The 19504-nt window shown below is 65.2% G+C and carries 17 protein-coding genes; 12 read left to right on the top strand and 5 right to left on the bottom strand.

The window, feature by feature from the left end:
* Positions 1 to 71 precede the first annotated feature (71 nt).
* Complete coding sequence (locus ACFV4R_RS11215) at positions 72 to 923, bottom strand: DUF3097 domain-containing protein (protein WP_377203563.1); 852 nt, start codon at positions 921 to 923, stop codon at positions 72 to 74.
* Between the two features lie 198 nt (positions 924 to 1121).
* Here ACFV4R_RS11215 and hrcA point away from each other — a divergent pair, with 198 nt between their 5' ends.
* The 3 genes from hrcA (at position 1122) to ACFV4R_RS11200 (ending at position 4120) form a co-directional block, all read left to right on the top strand.
* Complete coding sequence (hrcA, locus tag ACFV4R_RS11210) at positions 1122 to 2135, top strand: heat-inducible transcriptional repressor HrcA (protein ID WP_377203564.1); 1014 nt, start codon at positions 1122 to 1124, stop codon at positions 2133 to 2135.
* Positions 2136 to 2216: 81 nt separating this feature from the next.
* Positions 2217 to 3344: a molecular chaperone DnaJ gene (gene dnaJ, locus ACFV4R_RS11205; protein WP_091720371.1), complete on the top strand. Its 1128-nt coding sequence runs from the start codon at positions 2217 to 2219 to the stop codon at positions 3342 to 3344.
* A gap of 2 nt (positions 3345 to 3346) precedes the next feature.
* On the top strand, positions 3347 to 4120 hold the full coding sequence (locus ACFV4R_RS11200; RefSeq protein ID WP_377203565.1) for a 16S rRNA (uracil(1498)-N(3))-methyltransferase: 774 nt from the start codon (positions 3347 to 3349) through the stop codon (positions 4118 to 4120).
* Here the strand turns inward: ACFV4R_RS11200 and ACFV4R_RS11195 are convergent.
* Entirely contained in the window at positions 4113 to 5066 is a 954-nt protein-coding gene (locus ACFV4R_RS11195) for a GerMN domain-containing protein (RefSeq protein WP_377203566.1), read from the bottom strand. The two genes, ACFV4R_RS11200 and ACFV4R_RS11195, sit on opposite strands and share 8 nt — an antisense overlap.
* 376 nt (positions 5067 to 5442) lie before the next feature.
* Here ACFV4R_RS11195 and ACFV4R_RS11190 point away from each other — a divergent pair, with 376 nt between their 5' ends.
* The 5 genes from ACFV4R_RS11190 (at position 5443) to ACFV4R_RS11170 (ending at position 10955) form a co-directional block, all read left to right on the top strand.
* Positions 5443 to 6531 carry a PhoH family protein gene (locus ACFV4R_RS11190; RefSeq protein WP_015937162.1) on the top strand — a complete coding sequence of 363 codons (1089 nt, stop codon included), beginning with the start codon at positions 5443 to 5445 and terminating at the stop codon, positions 6529 to 6531.
* The gene (gene ybeY, locus ACFV4R_RS11185) at positions 6528 to 7001 is read left to right on the top strand and encodes an rRNA maturation RNase YbeY (protein WP_045731413.1); all 474 of its coding nucleotides are present in this window, start codon (positions 6528 to 6530) and stop codon (positions 6999 to 7001) included. Before ACFV4R_RS11190 ends, ybeY begins: the two co-directional genes overlap by 4 nt.
* Positions 6998 to 8329 carry a hemolysin family protein gene (locus ACFV4R_RS11180; RefSeq protein WP_377203567.1) on the top strand — a complete coding sequence of 444 codons (1332 nt, stop codon included), beginning with the start codon at positions 6998 to 7000 and terminating at the stop codon, positions 8327 to 8329. The genes ybeY and ACFV4R_RS11180 overlap by 4 nt, the downstream gene beginning before the upstream one ends.
* Positions 8313 to 9272, top strand: a complete 960-nt coding sequence (era, locus tag ACFV4R_RS11175) for a GTPase Era (protein ID WP_314214555.1) — start codon at positions 8313 to 8315, stop codon at positions 9270 to 9272. Before ACFV4R_RS11180 ends, era begins: the two co-directional genes overlap by 17 nt.
* Positions 9273 to 9491: 219 nt before the next feature.
* On the top strand, positions 9492 to 10955 hold the full coding sequence (locus ACFV4R_RS11170; protein WP_377203642.1) for an LCP family protein: 1464 nt from the start codon (positions 9492 to 9494) through the stop codon (positions 10953 to 10955).
* Between the two features lie 96 nt (positions 10956 to 11051).
* Here the strand turns inward: ACFV4R_RS11170 and ACFV4R_RS11165 are convergent, their stop codons facing one another.
* The gene (locus tag ACFV4R_RS11165; RefSeq protein ID WP_377203568.1) at positions 11052 to 13004 is read right to left on the bottom strand and encodes a M13 family metallopeptidase; all 1953 of its coding nucleotides are present in this window, start codon (positions 13002 to 13004) and stop codon (positions 11052 to 11054) included.
* A gap of 251 nt (positions 13005 to 13255) precedes the next feature.
* Here ACFV4R_RS11165 and leuA point away from each other — a divergent pair, with 251 nt between their 5' ends.
* The 3 genes from leuA (at position 13256) to ACFV4R_RS11150 (ending at position 16675) form a co-directional block, all read left to right on the top strand.
* Positions 13256 to 14995 carry a 2-isopropylmalate synthase gene (gene leuA / locus ACFV4R_RS11160; RefSeq protein WP_377203569.1) on the top strand — a complete coding sequence of 580 codons (1740 nt, stop codon included), beginning with the start codon at positions 13256 to 13258 and terminating at the stop codon, positions 14993 to 14995.
* Between the two features lie 85 nt (positions 14996 to 15080).
* Entirely contained in the window at positions 15081 to 15833 is a 753-nt protein-coding gene (gene recO / locus ACFV4R_RS11155) for a DNA repair protein RecO (protein ID WP_377203570.1), read from the top strand.
* A gap of 2 nt (positions 15834 to 15835) precedes the next feature.
* On the top strand, positions 15836 to 16675 hold the full coding sequence (locus ACFV4R_RS11150) for an isoprenyl transferase (protein ID WP_377203571.1): 840 nt from the start codon (positions 15836 to 15838) through the stop codon (positions 16673 to 16675).
* Here the strand turns inward: ACFV4R_RS11150 and ACFV4R_RS11145 are convergent.
* A complete protein-coding gene (locus ACFV4R_RS11145; RefSeq protein ID WP_377203572.1) occupies positions 16621 to 17628 on the bottom strand; it encodes an alpha/beta hydrolase in 1008 nt (335 codons plus the stop codon). The genes ACFV4R_RS11150 and ACFV4R_RS11145 overlap by 55 nt on opposite strands.
* Positions 17629 to 17735: 107 nt before the next feature.
* Here ACFV4R_RS11145 and ACFV4R_RS11140 point away from each other — a divergent pair, with 107 nt between their 5' ends.
* Entirely contained in the window at positions 17736 to 18806 is a 1071-nt protein-coding gene (locus ACFV4R_RS11140; protein WP_377203573.1) for a quinone-dependent dihydroorotate dehydrogenase, read from the top strand.
* An 81-nt stretch (positions 18807 to 18887) separates the two neighbouring features.
* On the opposite strand, the gene ACFV4R_RS11135 is transcribed toward ACFV4R_RS11140, so the two are convergent.
* Positions 18888 to 19490, bottom strand: coding sequence for a DUF3043 domain-containing protein (locus tag ACFV4R_RS11135; protein ID WP_377203574.1), 603 nt, complete (start codon positions 19488 to 19490; stop codon positions 18888 to 18890).
* Between the last annotated feature and the right edge of the window lie 14 nt (positions 19491 to 19504).

The following is a 19504-nucleotide window of genomic DNA, read 5'->3' as shown; positions in this document are numbered from 1 at the left end:
CTTCGGGGCCCGCTGCGGATCGCGGGGCACCGCAGTATCAAGAATACTGGTGTTTGCCGGTCCGGTGTCCGTCAGGGTGCTGTGAGGAAGTCGATGACTTCCTCGACCCGGCCCAGCAGCGACGCTTCCAGGTCTGCGTAGGTGTGGACCGCGCCGAGCAGTTTCTGCCATCCGAGCCCGATGTCCTCCTTAGTGGAGTGCGGCCAGCCGAACGCCTTGAGGATCCCGGTTTTCCAGTCCTGGCCCCGCGGTACGGACGGCCACTGCGGAATGCCCAGCACGGAGGGCCGGATGGCCTGCCACACGTCTACGTAGGGGTGGCCGACAATCAGGACGTTGCCTGCAGCGCCGGGGCCGGCCATGACTGCGTCAGCAATACGGGATTCCTTGGAGTCCGGGACCAGATGGTCCACCAGCACGCCCAGCCGGCGGCCCGGGCCTGGCCCGAATTCCTTCACCGCACCGGCGAGGTCGTCGATGCCATGCAGGGGTTCGACGACGATGCCCTCCACCCGGAGGTCGTCTCCCCAGACCTTCTCGACGAGTTCGGCGTCGTGCTTTCCTTCCACCCAGATGCGGCTCGCCTTGGCCACCTGCGCGCGCTGGCCTGAGACACGTACCGAGCCTGAGGCGGTGCGCCCTGCTGACGGACCGCCCGCTGCGGGCCGGGGTGCCGGTGGCATCAGCCTGATGGCACGGCCCTCAAGGAGGAACCCGAATCCCAGCCGGAAGGTCCGCGACTTTCCGCGCCGGTCCTCAAGGGCCACCACATGCATGCCACCGGACTTTTCCACCCTGGTGACGGCCCCCACCCATCCGGACTGTACGTCTTCGAGCACCATGCCCCGTTCCACGGGCACTTCAGGCAGTTGCGTACGCGCGGGAGCGGACATGTCCCGCGGGCCCCAGTTCTGGTAATCCAATGGTCACTCCGCCTCGCCGTAGGTCCTGTCCCGGAATTTCGCCCGGAGCGGTACCAATGCTAACAACGGGCCAAGGCATAATAGACTGTTAGCACTTAGGCATGTCGAGTGCTAACAGTTCGAGTGCATGTTCGAGTGCGTGCAGACTGGCAGGAAGGAACGGGTGGCTTATCCACCCCGACTGGATGGAGGTGGAGTGTGAGTGAGCCGCGCAAGCTTGAAGTACTGCGGGCCATCGTGGAGGACTACGTCCACTCCCGCGAACCGGTAGGCTCCAAGGCCCTGGTGGAACGGCATCACCTGGGGGTTTCCAGCGCCACTATCCGGAACGACATGGCGGCGCTTGAGGACGAGGGCCTCATCACGGCGCCGCATACCAGTGCCGGCCGGATACCCACGGACAAGGGCTACCGGCTGTTCGTGGACCAGATTTCGGCCGTGAAGCCGCTCTCGCAAGCCGAGCGGCGCGCCATCCAGTCCCTCCTGGAGGGATCAGACGACCTCGACGACGTCCTCGACCGGACGGTGCGGCTGCTGTCCCAGCTGACCAACCAGGTGGCGGTGGTCCAGTATCCCCACCTTAGCCGGGCACTGATCCGGCACATCGAGTTCGTCCTGCTTGCCCCGCGCAAGGTCCTGGTGGTCCTGATCGCGAACAGCGGCAACGTGGAGCAGCGCGTCATCGACGTCGGGCAGGACCTCGCGGACGAAGCGCTGTCAGCGCTGCGTACCCGTTTCCTGGGAACCCTGGCAGGAACACCGCTGGCCCGGCTGGCGCAAGCACTTCCCGCCGTCGTCTCCTCTGTCAGCCCGGGGGAGCGGCAGGCGGCGCAGTCGCTGGCGCATGCCCTGGAGATCCTTGCGCACAGCAGCCGCGAGGACCGCATGGTCATGGCCGGCACGGCCAACCTGGCCCGGTCCAATGTCGACTTTCCATTGAGCATCGGCCCCGTGCTGGAAGCTTTGGAAGAGCAGGTGGTGATGCTGCGGCTGCTGAGCGACATGGCGCAGGACCACCGTGGCGTGGCCGTCAGCATCGGCCGCGAAAACCCTTATGACGGCCTGGCTGAGGCGTCCGTCGTGGCCACCGGCTACGGTCCGGACAGCGTGGCCAAGATCGGCATCCTGGGTCCCACCCGGATGGACTATCCCAACACCATGGCGGCCGTCAGGGCAGTTGCCCGTTACCTTTCCCGCATCCTGGGTCCCTGACCGGCGCGCCCCGGCAACACAGCCGCCGGGCCCGTACGGCAGCCCCACCGCAGGCAGTACAACAAGGAAGAGATACGAACTTTGAGCAGCCACTATGACGTCCTTGGAGTCTCACCGGAAGCCACCGGAGAAGAAATCAAAAAGGCCTACCGCAAGCTGGCCCGGACACTCCACCCCGACGTCAACCCGGGTGAAGATGCGCAGGACCGCTTCAAGGCGGTGACCCACGCCTATGAAGTCCTCTCCGACCCGCAGAAGCGCCGGGTCTACGACACCACCGGCAACGAAAATGGCACTGACAACGGATTTGGCGGCGGAAGCTACGCCGGCCAGGGCTTTGCCTTCCAGGACATCTTCGACACGTTCTTCGGCGCCGGCGGATCGTCCGGACCCGCCTCACGGGTCCGCCGCGGCCAGGATGCACTCATCAGCGTCCGCATCGAACTTCGCGACGCCGTCTTTGGCGTCAACAAAAAACTTGAGGTGGACACGGCAGTCACCTGCCCCACCTGTGAGGGGTCTTGCTGCCGTCCGGGGACGCACCCGGAACGATGCGACATCTGCGGAGGCAGCGGGCAGGTCCAGCGCGCTGTCCGTTCGATCCTCGGTCAGGTCATGACCGCTGCACCGTGCGGCACCTGCGAGGGCTTCGGCACGGTCATCAAAGATCCCTGCAATGAATGCAGCGGCCAGGGCCGCATCCGGAGCCGCCGCTCCCTGACCATCAAGGTTCCCGCCGGCGTCGCAACCGGAACACGCATCCAGCTGACCGGGCAGGGCGAAGCCGGCCCCGCGGGCGGCCCCTCCGGCGACCTCTACGTGGAGGTCCGCGTCAACAACGACGCCACCTATGTGCGCGACGGCGACGACCTGCACGCAACCCTGAACATCCCCATGACGGCCGCGGCGCTGGGCACCGACGTCAGCCTGGAGACCTTCGACGGAACCCAGGACATCGACGTGAAGCCGGGCACCCAGTCCGGTGAAATCATCACCCTCCGCGGCCTGGGCGTTACCCACCTGCGCGGCTACGGCCGCGGTGACCTGAAGGTGCACCTGCAGGTGGAAACGCCGGCCAAGCTCGACGCAGCCCAGGAGGAGCTCCTCCGGCAGCTTGCCAAGCTCCGCGGAGAACAGATCACCGAAGGCAAGCTCGCCGCCAGTGGCGGGATGTTCGCGAAGCTGCGGGACCGGCTGGGTAACCTGTAGCGGTGAGCAACCCCGTCTTTTTTGCCTCCGCCGGGTCCCTCGACGGGCTGGAGGAGGGCATGGAGTTTGTCCTGGAAGGGCCGGAGGCACGCCACGCGGTTGCCGTTAAGCGCCTCGCGGCGGGTGAAGCCGTGGACATTGTCGATGGCGCCGGTACCCGTATGAGCGGGACGGTGTCCGAGGCCGCCGGCACCCGCCTCACCGTGCGGTGCGGTTCCCTGGTGGAGGAGGCCCGCCCCAGTGTCCGGCTGGTGCTGGTGCAGGCCCTCGCCAAGGGTGACCGTGATGAGCTTGCCATCGAGACCGCCACTGAACTGGGCATCGATGCCGTCATCCCCTGGCAGTCCGAACGTTCCATCGTCCGGTGGAAAGGTGACCGGGCGGCCAAGGCGCACGCCAAATGGCAATCCGTGGTGGGCGCCGCGGCCAAGCAGGCGCGGCGGGCCTGGATCCCTGAGGTGCGTCCCGCCGTCGACACCGCTGCCCTTGCTGCCGCAGTGGAAGCCGCGGACCTGGCGGTCATCCTCCACGAAGACGCAGTGCGGCCGCTCCGTTCTGTCCTGGAAGGCTGGGACGGTGCCAGCGGCACCGGAACCCTTGAAGTGCTCCTCATCGTGGGCCCGGAGGGTGGAATCAGCCCCCGGGAGGTGACGCGACTTTGCGACCGCGGAGCCGTCACGGCCCTCCTGGGCCACCACGTGCTGCGCTCGTCCACGGCCGGTCCTGCCGCCGTTGTGCTCTCCAGCGACATCCTGGGGCGCTGGGACGCTACCTGACCTTGAAGGACCGGTTGTCTTCGAACTGGTCCGGCCCGCCGTCGGACCCGGCCTGGGCCACCCTCAGTTCGTAGTCTCCGGCGGGCAGGGTCAAGGCCAACGTGAAGACTCCAGCTTGCCCCTGCTCGGACGACGCCGTGGTTTCGCCGGTGAGGAAGGGCGCCTTGGCCCCGTTGTCCCCGGTCCGGAGGATCTGCCAACGAAGCTTGCCGCCCGCCGACGTGCTGCGTCCGGTGATCTTGACGCTGCCGTCCGCCACCTCGGAGCCTTCCTGGGGATCGATGATCCAGACAGGAGCAACCAGGCCCGCCGTCCTGGTCATCAGGGCGCCAAGCTGAACCTGCCCGAATGCCATGTAGTCGGTGTGGCCGTCCACCAGGATCCGTACCCGGATCTGCTGGCCGGAGTCGATCAACCCGGAACTGGCTGCGGCAGCAGTTGCCGTGTAGACGAGCTGCTGGACGGCCCGGGCTGCCATGTCCGCATCGAGGTTGCTGTTGAAAGCGTCCTCGGAGACATCGACGGTGATGACGTCCTTGCCGGAAATCGAGGTGGCGAGCTTGCCGGGATTCTGCCACGGGGTGAAGAAGTCAGGGTCAAGGGGTTTATCGGACATCATGGCACGCAGTGCGCGCGTTACCGGGTTCTCCTGTTCGGGTACGTCCCGGAACTCCCGGTACAGGAAGACATTGCTGCTGCTGCGGCCGATCCAGTAGACGGGCGCCTTGTTGGAGGACTGCGTGGTTTCAAGCGGGGCGCTGGTGGAGGGCGGCTCAGGGCTTCCCGTGGTGGCAGGCCCGGTCAGGAGGGTGCCCGTGGGGGAGGGGCCAGGTTCTGCAACGCATCCGGCAAGGATCGGCACCACCGTCAGGACGCCGGCCAGCATGATCGCGCGGGCACGGCCCACGTTTCGACCTGCCCGGCGGGGCGCAACGGTATCCGGCACTTGTGCCTTTCCTCTCGTGTCGTGAGGGCCGTTCCCCGGTCGGCCCGATGTCACAGCCGTGGCTGGATTTCCAGCATTGCACAGCCCGGCGAAGCGATTTGCCCGGTTCCGGCCATGGGGCACAACTGCAACGGGAACGATATGAGGACGATATGAAGTTGATACATAATGACCGATCCTGCCGGGGTGCCTTTGCTAAGTGGTCCCCGCTTCACGTGGATGCCCATGGCCCGTGGATGTCCGGCTTTACCGGCAGGCGGGATGCGCTGGCGTAAGATAAAAGGATCACGGAACGCAGAAACCAGGCACTGGTTTCCCGGACCGGGACGACAGCAGAAACTACCTCGAGGGGACCACAGGCCTGCGGGCCAGCACCATGACTGAATCAGCCAACGGAAAGCGCCGGCTCAACACGGGAGAGGGCACTGCCGGGGAATTTCCCCACACCCTTCCCGGTGTCCGGACCGAAGTAGTCCTTTTCGACAATTCCGATCAGATGGTCCAGTCACTCGGCAGCCACGACGAGGCTCTGCGGTACATCGAGGAGCAGTTTCCGGACGTCAACTTCCACGTCCGCGGCAACGAACTTTCCCTCAGCGGCCCGGCCGGCGACGTTCCCCGGATCATGCGGCTCCTCCAGGAAGTCCGTGGCCTGGTGGCACGCGGCACCGTTATCACCCCCGCGGTCCTGCAGCAGCTGGTGGCACTGCTCCGAAGCCAGTCGCTTCAGAACCCCGTGGATGTGCTGACGCACGACATCCTCTCCAGCAGGGGCAGGACCATCCGGCCCAAGACGCTGAACCAGAAGAACTACGTCGACGCCATCGATGACAACACCGTCATCTTCGGCATCGGTCCCGCCGGAACCGGCAAGACGTACCTGGCCATGGCCAAGGCTGTGCAGGCCCTTCAGCAGAAGGAAGTCAGCCGCATCATCCTTACCCGCCCGGCCGTCGAAGCAGGCGAGCGCCTCGGGTTCCTGCCCGGAACCCTGAGTGACAAGATCGACCCTTACCTGAGGCCGCTCTACGATGCCCTCCACGACATGATGGACCCCGAATCGATTCCTCGGCTCATGGCAGCCGGCACCATTGAGGTAGCTCCGCTGGCCTACATGCGTGGCCGGACGCTCAATGACGCGTTCATCATCCTGGATGAGGCCCAGAACACCACACCGGAACAGATGAAGATGTTCCTCACCCGCCTGGGCTTCGGGTCCAAGATGGTGGTCACCGGTGACGTCACCCAGGTGGACCTGCCCTTCGGGACCAGGTCCGGGCTGCGGATCGTGGAGGAGATCCTGCACGGCATCGAAGGCGTGAACTTCTCCGTCCTTGATGCAGCGGACGTGGTGCGGCACCGCCTCGTGGGAGACATTGTCAATGCCTACAGCATCTGGGACGACAGGCAAAGGAACCGTGCCCGGCAAACGGCCGGCCGGGAGAAGCGGGGGGAGCACGCATGAGCATCGAGGTGAACAACGAATCCGGCGTCCAGGTGGACGAGGCGGGGCTGGTGGCCCTGTCCCGGTACATTTTTGAACAGCTTTACATTCATCCGCAGGCAGAACTTTCCATTCTCCTGGTGGATGAACCTGCCATGGAGAAGCTCCACATCGAACTGATGGACGAGCCCGGGGCTACCGACGTTTTGTCGGTGCCCATGGATGAACTAACGCCCGGAACTCCGGACCGCCCCACCCCGCAGGGGATGCTCGGTGACATCGCCATCTGCCCCCAGGTGGCGCAGGTCCAGGCCAAGAACGCCGGCCACGCCCTCCAGGATGAGATGCTTCTGCTGACCACGCACGGCATCCTGCACCTTTTGGGCTATGACCATGCCGAGCCCGAAGAGAAGGAAGAGATGTTCGGGCTCCAGCGCGAACTCCTGACCGGCTTCACCGGCAAGGAAGCGCCCGCCGAGACCACCCAGTGACGCCCCTTCTCCTGGTGGCGATGGCCCTCGTCTTCCTGGCCATCGCCGCCGTACTGACCGCGGCCGAGGCCGCCTTCAATTTCCTCCCGCGCCACGATGCGGAAGAAGCATTGCTCCGAAGCCGCGGAACGGCAATGCGCAGCATCCTGCGCGAGCCCGTTGCGCATATCCGGGCCCTGAGGTTCTGGCGGGTCTGGTTCGAGATGGCCTCCGCTGTCGCCGTCTCGGTGCTGCTTTACAGCCTCCTGGACAACATTTGGTTGGCCGGCCTTGCAGCGACCGGCATTATGGCGCTGCTGGGGTTCGTGATCGTGGGTGTCTCACCCCGCCAGCTGGGCAGGCTCCACTCGGCCGCGGTGGTACGTTTCACGGCGCCGATGATCCGCTTCCTGACATGGGTCCTGGGGCCCATCCCGGGATGGCTCGTCGCGGTGGGAAGCGCTGCCGCCCCGGGCGCACCCGGAGGGGACGAAGCCTTCTTCAGCGAACAGGAGTTCCGGGAACTGGTGGACCGGGCCAGCGAATCCGACATGATCGAGGACACCGAAGCCGAGATGATCCAGTCGGTGTTCGACTTCGGGGACACGTTGGTCCGTGCCGTCATGGTGCCAAGGACGGACATTGTCGGCATCGACTCCGGTGCAAGCCTGCACGAGGCCATGTCCCTGTTCCTCCGGTCCGGCTACTCCCGGGTCCCGGTCATCGGTGAGGACACCGACCACATCCTGGGGATCGTCTACCTCAAGGACGTGGCCGCCGTCGTGCATGAATTGGACGCAGGCGTCGAACCGCCCACGGTTGACTCCATGGCCCGTGAAGTCCGCTATGTGCCGGAATCAAAACCGGTGAGCGACCTGCTGCGGGAACTGCAGAAGGAGTCCACGCATGTGGCCATCGTCATCGACGAGTACGGCGGCACGGCCGGCCTGGTCACGCTTGAGGACCTGATCGAGGAAATCGTTGGCGAGATCGTTGACGAATACGACACCGAAAGCGCCGAGGCAGTAGAGCTCGGCGACGGTTCCTACCGGGTCAGCTCCAGGATGAGCATCGATGACCTCGGAGAACTCTTTGACATGGAACTTGACGACGACGAGGTGGACACCGTGGGCGGACTACTCGCCAAAGCGCTGGGACGCGTTCCCATTGTTGGCAGCAGGGTGGAAGTCCAGGGCGTATCGCTGCGGGCAGACCGGCTTGAGGGCCGCCGCAACCGCGTCAGCCATATCATTGCGGCACCCGTGCCAACAGTAGACACTGACCTTGAAGACCTCTTCCATGAGGCGGAAGCAACCCAGCAGGGAGTTCCACGTGAGCAAGAAAAGTAAGGCCCAGGCAGAGGACGATTTCGGCGGATTCCGGGCGGGGTTCTCGGTCCTCGTCGGGCGTCCCAACGCGGGCAAGTCCACTTTGACCAACGCCCTGGTGGGCAAGAAGATTGCCATCACCTCCGCCAAACCACAGACCACCCGGCACACCATCCGTGGGATCGTCCACCGCGAGGACGCCCAGCTGATCCTGGTGGACACGCCAGGGCTGCACCGGCCGCGGACACTGCTCGGCAAGCGCCTGAACGACCTTGTGGCCGACACCCTCGCCGAGGTGGATGCCATCGGCTTCTGCCTGCCCGCCAACGAAAAGATCGGCCCCGGCGACAAGTTCATCGCGGCCCAGCTTGCCGCCATTGGCGGGAAGCCTGTCATCGCCATCGTGACGAAGGCCGACCTTGTGGACAAGCAGGCGCTCACTGAACAGCTGCTGGCCGTCGATGCCCTCGGCCGTGAAGTGCTGGGCGAAGACGGGTGGCGGGACATCGTCCCCGTCTCCGCGAGCGACGGATTCCAGGTGGACACTGTGGCCGATGTCCTGATCAGCCACATGCCGCCGTCGCCCCCTCTATACCCGGACGGCGAACTGACCGACGAGCCCGAAGCCGTCATGGTGGCCGAACTGATCCGCGAGGCGGCGCTGGAAGGCGTCCGGGATGAACTCCCGCACTCACTTGCCGTGGTGGTGGAAGAGATCGTTCCCCGTGAGGACCGGCCGGAAGACAATCCGCTCCTCGACGTGCGGGTAAACCTCTACGTGGAACGTCCGTCCCAGAAAGCCATCATCATCGGCAAGGGCGGGAGCAGGCTGCGGGAGGTGGGGACCAACGCGCGCAAGGGCATCGAGGCGCTGCTCGGCACACGCATCTACCTGGATCTCCATGTGAAGGTGGCAAAAGACTGGCAGCGGGATCCAAAACAGCTGGTCAAGCTCGGTTTCTGACGTTCCCGGCGGGGTGTCGCAGGTCACCGCCCGGCGTTTTCCCAGACTCGGCCACTAAAATGGACCGGATTTTGTAATTAGAGGAAGGTTCAACACGTGGCGCGAGGCCGTGGCAAAAACGAGTTCGGTGCTGAGTCGCCACCCGGCTCTGGCCCCGTTTCCAGGCACGCCGACCAGGCCGGCCTGGGCGCTGCCAGGCATCTTGGACCCATCCGGGGGATGCCCGTCTGGCTGAAGATCATCACCGCCATCGTCGCTGTGGCGCTGGTGGGTGGCCTGGCTTTTGCCGGATTCTGGTTCATCCGGCTCCAGAACAACATCTCCAAGGCGCCACTGAACGCCGGCGGAACGGGCACCGAGGGGCCTGTGAATAATGCCACCGGGCGGATGCAGATCCTAATCCTCGGGTCCGACACCCGCGACGGCAAGAACTCGGAATACGGCACCTCCGATGACTCGACGGGCTACGGCAAGTCCGACGTCATGATGCTGATGGACATCTCCGAGGACAACAAGCGCGTCAGCGTCATCAGCTTCCCGCGTGACCTGCTGGTCAACATCCCCGCATGCAAGGACTCCAAGACCGGCCGTGAATATCCCGCGCGCAGTGGAGTGATGATCAACGAAGCCATGGGCGAGGCCGGAATCGGCTGTGCCGTGGATACCGTCAATAAGCTGACCGGACTGGAAGTGGACCATTTCATGATGGCCGACTTCAACGCCGTCAAGGAGCTGTCCAACGCCGTGGGCGGCGTGGACGTGTGCGTCAGCGATGCCATCTATGATCCGGATTCCCGGCTCCGGCTGCCGGCAGGAACCTCCGCCGTGCAGGGTGAGCAGGCACTCGCCTTCCTTCGGACGCGGCACGCTTTCGCCGACGGCGGAGACCTGGGGCGAATCCAGGCGCAGCAGGGTTTCCTTTCCTCGCTGACCCGGAAGATCAAGGATGAGGGAACGTTATCGGATCCGGCACGGATGCTGAAGATCGCCGACGTCGTCACCCAGAACCTCACGGTGGACGACGGGCTGGCCTCGGTGCCGACCCTGCTGACCATCGGTAACCGGCTCAAGGACATCGACCTCGGGAAAGTGGCGTTTGTCTCCGTGCCCACCACGCCCGCCGTGTCCGATCCCAACCGCCTCGAAATTGCCGAGCCCGCAGGTTCCCAGCTTTTCACAGCGCTGCAGAAGGACGTCGACCTGACGGACCCTACGGCGCCCACCACGCCGTCACCCACTGGAAGCCCGTCCCCGTCAGCGACTCCGACGGAAACCGAAGCGCCGCTCCCGCCGTACAACAAGGCCCTCCAGCCGGTTTCGGTGGCAAACGGCTCGGGTGTTCCCGGCCGTTCCCAGGAAATCGTCCAGGCACTGGTCTCCGGCGGCTTTACCCAGGCAGCCCAGTTCGAAGCGCAGGCCATCGCCAAGTCAGGTGTCTACTACGGCGCCAACTACGCTGACGTCGCAGCGGACGTGGCCGCGCTCCTCGGGATTCCCGCGTCACAGATGATCCCGGCGCCGGGGGTAACCGGCGTGCAGGTTTACCTCGGCAGCGATTTCACGTCCGGGGCCACCTACGGGAGTGGATCTGGATCCGGCGCGGCCCTCCCTAACGATATTGTGAACCAGACTGCCGGGGATGCCCGCTGCCAGCAGGCCAACCCCGAACTGATCGTTCGGTAGCGCCCCACTGCGCCCCGGTGCGGAGCCCCTACAGCAAACGGCCGCGGTGCCAGCCCATCAGGCTGGCTCCGCGGCCGTTGCCGTTCTCCGGATTGGCTACCAGATGCTGACCCGCTCGGCCGGCGGCATCCACATCTCGTCCTGTTCGGTCACCTCGAAGGCGTCGTGGAAAGCGTCGAGGTTGCGGGCAATGGCGTTGGTCCTGAACTCGTTGGGGGAGTGCGGGTCAGTGGCCAGGCGGCGGATGGCCTCCTCCTGCCGGATGACCTGGCGCCAGCCGGCCGCCCACGAAGCGAAGAAGCGCTGGTGGCCGGTCAGTCCGTCCAGGACCTCCGGTTCCCGGCCTTCCAGGCTGATCCGGTAGGCCTTGTGGGCGATGGCCAACCCTGCGAGGTCGCCGATGTTCTCGCCCAGCGTCAGCCGGCCGTTTACATGGTGTCCCGGGGCGGCCGCGGGGGAGAGGGCGTCGTACTGAGCCACCAGGCGGGCAGTGAGCCTCTCGAACGCCTGCCGGTCCTCATCCGTCCACCAGTTACGGAGGGCACCGCCGCCGTCGAACTGGGATCCCTGGTCGTCAAAGCCGTGGCCGATTTCATGACCGATCACAGCCCCGATACCGCCGTAGTTGACGGCGTCGTCGGCGTCTGCCGTGAAGAACGGCGGCTGCAGGATGGCGGCCGGGAAGACAATTTCGTTCATCATGGGGTGGTAGTAGGCGTTGACCGTCTGCGGTGTCATGAGCCACTTGTTGCGGTCCACGGGCTTGCCCACCTCATCGAGGTGCCTGTCGACGTCGGCGTTATGGGCGCGCTCTACGTTCCCGAGGAGGTCGTTGGGGTCGATCTCCACGGCGGAGTAGTCGATCCACTCATCGGGGAAGCCGATTTTGGCACGGAACCCGTCCAGTTTGCGCAGGGCTTCGGCTTTGGTGTCCGACCCCATCCAGCCCACCTCGTTAATGCTGCTCCGGTACGCCTCGATGAGGTTGCCCACGAGGGTCTGCATCCTGGCTTTGTGGGATTCCGGGAAGTGCCGTGCCACGTAGATCTGCCCGACTGCCTCGCCGAGGGCCGCCTCCACTACGGCGACGCCGCGCTTCCAGCGGTCCTTGTTCCGCGGGGTGCCACTGATCGTGGTGCCGTAGAAGGCAAAATTCGCGTCGACGAGGGCCTGGGACAAGTATGGAGCCGCGGCGCTGATAACGCGCATCGCCAGCCAGTCCCGCCACGCATCCAGCGGTTCGGTATCCAGGAGGGCCGCCGCGCCCAAGAAGAAGTCGGGGGTACTCACCACGATTTCCTGCCGCTTGTCTCCGGCGATGTCCGCGGCCTCGAACCAGGTGGCAAGAAGTGGAAACAGTTCCGCGGCTTGCTCTGCTGTTTTGAGGTTGTAGGTTTTCTGCGGATCCCGCAGCGTGACGTTGTCCCAGTGGTGGGAGGCAAGCTTGGTTTCCAGGTCCACCACACGTTCCGCCGCAGCCTCTGCGTCCTTGCGCCCAGCCAGGGCCAGCATCGTGGCTACGTGGGTCCGGTACGCGGCGACCGTCGGTGCGAATTTTTCGTCGCGGTAGTAGGACTCATCGGGAAGGCCAAGGCCTCCCTGTCCGGTGTACAGCAGTACACGGTCCGGGTTTCCGGCATCGGGGGCCGGGTAGATGTAGAAGAGTCCGCCCACGTCCGAGCGGAAGAGCCGTCCGGCCAAGGCAACGAGGTCAGAGGCCGAGCCCGAGGCGTAGACGTCGTCGAGCCGTTGGCGGATCGGATCGATGCCCTTCGCTTCGGCGGCAGCCTCATCCATGAAGCTGTTGTACAGCCCGCCGATCTTGCGTTCAATACCGCTCGCCTCGTCACCCTTGGCGGCGGCTTCCTCGATGATGTCCCGAACGGCGAGTTCCGAGCCGTCCCGCAACGCGGTGAAGGTCCCTTCCAGCGGTCGGTCGTCCGGGATCTCGGTGGCCTTCAGCCAGGCACCGTTGACGTGCTGGTAAAGGTCGTCCTGCGGCCGGACCGTGTGATCAATGGTGGAAAGGTCGATCCCCGAAATGGGCACTGAAACTCCTTTTACTGCGACGCCGCTGCGGGCACAAATACCCGGTGCGTCTGCATGATGGACTTTACGGACGGTAGTGCCCTTTCATCTTACGCACCCGTGTTACCCTCAAAAGGTGCGTGCAGAGTTCCTCCTCCTTAGCTGCCGCGGCGAGGCTACAGACGCTATCTAGCGCAAGGCCCACCCTCGCTGCGGAGTTTGTGTTGCCCGGCCACCCTTTCACTGAAGATCCATAGAAAAGGCCCCAAGTAATGCGAAACGCACAGAAGTCCTCAGGAATGCCCTTCCACCGCTACACGCCGTTCCAGGACCAGATCACCGTCGAGATGCCGGACCGTACCTGGCCGGACAAGGTAATCACCAAGGCCCCGCGCTGGTGTGCAGTGGACCTGCGGGACGGCAACCAGGCACTGATCGATCCCATGAGCCCGGCACGGAAAATGAAGATGTTCGACCTGCTGGTCCGCATGGGTTACAAAGAGATCGAGGTCGGCTTTCCGTCAGCATCGCAGACTGACTTCGACTTCGTCCGCCAGCTGATCGAGGGCAACCACATCCCGGATGATGTCACCATCCAGGTCCTCACCCAGGCCCGTGAGCACCTGATTGAGCGGACCTACGAATCCCTCGTTGGTGCGAAACAGGCCATCGTCCACCTGTACAACTCCACGTCCGTGCTGCAGCGGCGGGTCGTCTTCAACCAGGACGAGGACGGCATCCTGGACATCGCACTCCAGGGTGCGCGGCTGTGCAGGAAGTACGAGGAAACGCTGGCCGATACCCACATCACCTACGAGTACTCACCGGAATCCTTCACCGGAACGGAACTGGAATACGCCGTCCGCGTCTGCAACGCCGTCGCCGACGTCTTTGAGGCCTCGGCAGACCGGCAGGTCATCATCAACCTGCCGGCAACTGTGGAAATGGCCACCCCCAACGTGTACGCCGATTCGATTGAATGGATGAGCCGGCACCTGCACCCCCGCGAAGGCATCATCCTCTCGCTGCACCCACACAACGACCGAGGCACCGGTGTAGCCGCCGCCGAGCTCGGTTACATGGCCGGCGCTGACAGGATCGAAGGCTGCCTGTTCGGCAACGGGGAGCGTACCGGCAACGTTGACCTGGTAACCCTGGGACTGAACCTGTTCGTGCAGGGCATCGACCCGATGATTGACTTCTCCGACATCGACGACGTCCGCCGGACCGTTGAGTACTGCAACCAGCTGCCCGTCCCCGAGCGGTCCCCGTACGGCGGCGACCTGGTGTTTACTGCCTTCTCCGGCTCGCACCAGGACGCCATCAAGAAGGGCTTCGAAGCCCTGGAACGCGACGCTGCCGCCGCCGGCAAGGACGTTGCCGACGTCACCTGGCAGGTGCCCTACCTGCCGGTGGACCCGAAAGACTTGGGCCGCAGCTACGAGGCCGTCATTCGCGTCAACTCCCAGTCCGGCAAGGGCGGTGTGGCCTACCTGCTCAAGAACGAGCACAGCCTGGACCTGCCCCGCCGGGCCCAGATTGAGTTCTCGGGCGTCATCCAGCGGCGCACGGACACCGTGGGCGGCGAAGTCAGCGGCGCCCAGCTCTGGCAGATCTTCCAGGACGAGTACCTGCCCTCCGGCAAGACGGATGGCCAGTGGGGCCGCTACTCCCTGGGCTCGGTCAAGACCGAGACCGACGACGACGGCGGCATGACGCTGCACGCGGCCCTCACCGTCGATGGCGCCCAAGTCAGCCGCACCGGTACCGGAAACGGTCCCATCGCCGCGCTGCTGAACATCCTCACCCAGGACGGTGTTGACGTCCGCGTGCTGGATTACAGCGAGCATGCCCTGTCCGAAGGCGGCAACGCGATGGCCGCGGCGTATGTTGAATGCGCAGTGGGCGAGCGGGTCCTGTGGGGCGTGGGCATCGATGCCAACACCAGCATGTCCTCGCTGAAGGCCGTCATCTCCGCCGTCAACCGGGCCATCCGCGACGCGCAGTCCTGATCCGCAGGCCGCCGCGTTGCCCCTGTTTCGGGGCCGCGCGGCGGCGCAGGGGCTGCCGAACCCCTCGGGGATGGGAAGATAGAGCGTGGCTCAACAATCCTTCGCCTCCCGGGCATACCGCGATGACGCCGTGGTCCTCCGTACCCACAAGCTGGGCGAAGCCGACAGGATCATCACGCTCCTCACGAAGCACCACGGGCAGGTCCGGGCAGTCGCCAAAGGCGTTCGCCGTACCAGCAGCCGTTTTGGAGCGCGGCTCGAGCCGTTCATGGTGGCTGACCTCCAGCTGATCTCAGGCCGGACACTGGACATCGTGACCCAGGCTGTGGCAAAAGGCGCCTACGGCGGCAGCATCGCTGCCGACTACGGCCGCTACACTGTCGCCGCCGCCATGACCGAAACAGCCGAGAAGCTCACCGACGTGGACGGCGAGGCGGCCACAGCCCAATACAACCTCCTGGTGGGTGCACTCGCAGCCCTAAGCCGGAACGAGCACGCCGCCGGCCTGATCCTCGACTCCTACCTCCTGCGGGCACTGGCCACCGGAGGCTGGGCGCCGAGCTTCACGGACTGCGCCCGGTGCGGGATGCCCGGTCCGCATAAGGCCTTCGCTACTGCGCTGGGCGGCATGGTGTGCCCGGACTGCAGGCCGCCGGGCTCGCCCGCTCCTGCTGCCGAAACTGTCATCCTGCTGGCGGCCCTGCTCACCGGAGACTGGCCAACGGCTGACGCTTCCTTGCCGCTGCATCGGAAGGAAGCCGCCGGCCTGGTGGCCGCATACCTGCAATGGCATCTCGAACGGGTGCTGAAATCACTCAAACATGTGGAGCGTAGCTGACAGTGGCTTTGGGAAAAAAGACGACCTCCGCCCGCCGACGCACCGAACCGGTGGTCGCGCCCTACCCGCACCCCTCGGGGGCAGTTCCGCCGTCCATCCCGGCTGAGTTCATTCCCCGCCACGTGGCCATCGTCATGGACGGCAACGGCCGCTGGGCAAACCAGCGGGGACTTCCCCGGGTCGAAGGGCATAAGGCCGGCGAACCCGCACTGCTCGATGTCATGGCCGGCGCCATCCAGCTCGGCATCGAGTATGTCAGTGTCTACGCCTTCTCCACGGAGAACTGGCGAAGGTCCCCCGAAGAGGTCCGCTTCCTTATGGGTTTTAACAAGGATGTGCTGCGTCGCCAGCGCAACCAGCTGGACGAATGGGGCGTCCGGGTACGCTGGTCGGGCCGCCGGCCAAAGCTCTGGGGCTCGGTAATCCGGGAGCTGGAGGAAGCAGAGGCCTACACAGCCGGCAACAGCACCTGCACGTTGACCATGTGTGTTAATTACGGCGGACGGGCGGAGATCACCGATGCTGTGGCCGCCATCGCTGCGGAGGTTGCTGCAGGACGGCTGAAGCCCGGTGCCATTACGGAGCGCACCATCCAGAAGTACCTCGATGAACCGGACCTTCCCGATGTGGACCTCTTCCTTCGCAGCTCGGGGGAACAGCGGTTATCAAACTTCCTGCTCTGGCAATCGGCGTATGCCGAGTTCGTGTTCATGGACACGTTGTGGCCGGACGTGGACCGGCGGACGCTGTGGGCAGCCGTAGAGGAATACGCGCGGCGCGACCGGCGCTACGGCGGCGCAGTGGATGCAGCGGCCCAGCCCGGCGGCTCCCCGGCCCCGTAGGCACGCAACCAGCGCGCCATGCGGGCATAGGCGTCGGCGCGCACCTCGGCAGGGGAGAGGAAGACATCGTGCAGGGCACCTTCAATCCGCTCCACCGTGACGCTCCGGCCCAAGGCAAGGGCCCTGGCGCCGATGACATTCACATCCAGCACCGCGTCAGTGCGGCGCATGGCTTCGGACCACAGCAGTCCAGTTGCACTCCCGGCGGACAACAACACCAGGATGGGCACCTGGATGTTCAGCCCCCGGGCAACGCGCGCATGGCCAGCCAGCACCGCGCTCAACCAGCCGGCCCGTACCGGGAAGGCCATCGGCGGCCGGTACCGGTCGTCGATGCTCCACTCTCCCTCGGCCGTGCTGCTGATGGTCCGCCAGTAGTAACCCCGTTCAGGCAGCCGGAGGACAGCCGTGGGCCGCAGCCTCGCCATCGGCGCCATAAGACCTGAGGCAGCCCGCCGGACCAATGAGCTGCCGTGCATTTCCAGCCAGGGGCTGTTGAGCACCAGCCGCGACACGGAACCGGGGTTATCCGCGGCCCACAGTGCTGCCACCAGGCCGCCGGTCGAATGCCCCATCAGGGTGATGGGCCCGGGCGGGTCCCCGCCGCCGATAATGAGCAGTGCCGCCTCAATCTCGGCATCGTAGTCAGCCAGATGCGAGACAAACCCTCCGGGTGCACCCGGGCGCAGGCTCCTGCCGTGGTTGTGCATGTCTAGGGCGTAGAAGTCATAGCCTGCCGAGTTCCAGAACCTGGCCAGGTCCACGTTGAAGAAGTAGTCACTCCAGCCGTGCAGGAAGAGGACAGGTTGGCGCGTTCGTTGTGGCACGGCGGCGCGTCCCGGCGCCGGCCGGAAGCGCACCAGCGTAGCGGTCCGTTCCACGCCGTCGGGTCCCTTGGCCTCGAACGTCAGGGACTGGAATTCGGCGCCCAGGATGTCCTCTTCCCATGCCATGGACCCATGCTAAACCGGCACCAGGAGGGAACCGCTCCCGCCAGGTCACGCCGGTTTAAGGGCGTCTCCGTTTTGGTCCACAGCCCGCGAGGCGGAAAACTGGTTGCATGCGCGTTTACCCCACATTCTTCAAGCTGGCTTTTTCCTGGATGGACGCCGAGCGCGCCCACACCCTCGGATTCAAGGGAATCCGGCTGGCGCACTCGTCCGGGGCGGGGAAGGTCCTCCGCAAGCTGACTGCACCGGCGCCTTCCCTTCAGACCACTGCCTTCGGCATCACCTTCCCCTCACCGTTCGGACTTGCAGCGGGTTTTGACAAGGAGGGGCACGGCATCGAAGCCCTCACCGAGCTTGGCTTCGGCCACATTGAAGTGGGCACCATTACCGGTCAGGCGCAGCCGGGCAACGAGCAGCCGCGGCTGTTCCGCCTGATCCAGGACCGTGCGGTCATCAACAGGATGGGATTTAACAACGACGGCGCCGCCGCCGTGGCTCCCCGCCTTAAGTCCGCCAGGGCTGCCCTGCAGCGGATGTACCCAGCGGTGCGGCCGGTCATCGGGGTCAACATCGGCAAGACCAAAGTTGTTGAGCTTGCTGACGCGGTGGCTGACTACCGCGTCAGCGCACGCACCCTTGCACCTGCCGCTGACTACCTCGTGGTCAACGTCAGTTCCCCCAACACTCCGGGACTGCGGCTGCTGCAGGACGTCGAAACGCTGCGCCCCCTTCTTACCGCTGTTGGGGAGGAAGCCGACCGTGCAGCGGGAAGGCATGTGCCGCTGCTGGTGAAGATTGCTCCGGACCTCAGCGACGAAGACATCGACGACGTGGCACGGCTCGCCCTGGACCTGAAGCTGGACGGCATTATCGCCACCAACACCACCATCGCCAGGACGGGGCTGGCGTCCCCGGCTGAAACAGTCGAACAGTGCGGGGCGGGCGGGCTGTCCGGAGCGCCGCTGAAGCAGCGTTCCCTGGAGGTGCTCCGCCGCCTCAAGCAGGCAACCGGCGATGCCTTGACCCTCGTCGCCGTCGGTGGCGTGGAAACAGCCCAGGACGTGCAGGACCGGCTCGACGCAGGGGCAACACTGGTCCAGGGTTACACGGCCTTCCTGTACGAGGGCCCCTTCTGGGCGGCCCGCATCAACCGGCAGCTGGCCCGCAAGCGGCGGTCCTGAAACACTTCGGGTCCAGACCCGTTAAACAGCAGTCCCCGGCAGGTGACCTGCCGGGGACTGCTGTTTAACGGAAACTCTGAATCAGGAGGGGAACTGGCCGCGGCTGACCTGGGGCTTGGGCAGCCGCAGCTTGCGGAACTGGAGGGAGCGCATCGAGCCGTACCAAACGGTGCCGCGCTCAACCTCACCGAACTTCTCCACCAGCCGCTTGCGCAGTTTGCGGGACAGCAGGAACACGTCCACGAACACAGCCAGGAACATGACCCAGAAACCGCCCAGGACATAAATCATGTAATCGCTGGATGCCGGCACCACCAGGGAGACCAGAACGAAAACAAGTGCGCCGAACATGAGGAACTCGCCCAGGCTGAACCGGGCATCGACGAAGTCGCGGGCAAACCGCTTCTGCGGTCCCTTGTCCCGCAAGGGCAGGAACTTTTCGTCTCCGGTATCAAGGGCCTGGCGCATCTTCTGCCGCTGGTCCTGGATGACCTGGCGCTCGGCAGCCTTGGAGGCCTTGCGGTCCTCCGGCACCAGCGGACGCTTGCGGGCGGCTTCCTGGGCCCTCCGTGTTGGAGTCGGGGCACCCTTGCCGATGACACCCGCCTGGCGTGCCGCCGCTTCCGCCGCCTGCTGGTCTACTGTCTCCTGCGCCGAGGGCGCTTCTTTTTTACGTCCGAACACCTGAACAGAATACC

The organism is Pseudarthrobacter sp. NPDC059871 (assembly GCF_042731175.1).
Taxonomy (GTDB): Bacteria; Actinomycetota; Actinomycetes; order Actinomycetales; family Micrococcaceae; genus Arthrobacter.
Note: the sequence above shows the minus strand (reverse complement) of the source record. Positions and strands in the feature narration are given on the sequence as shown.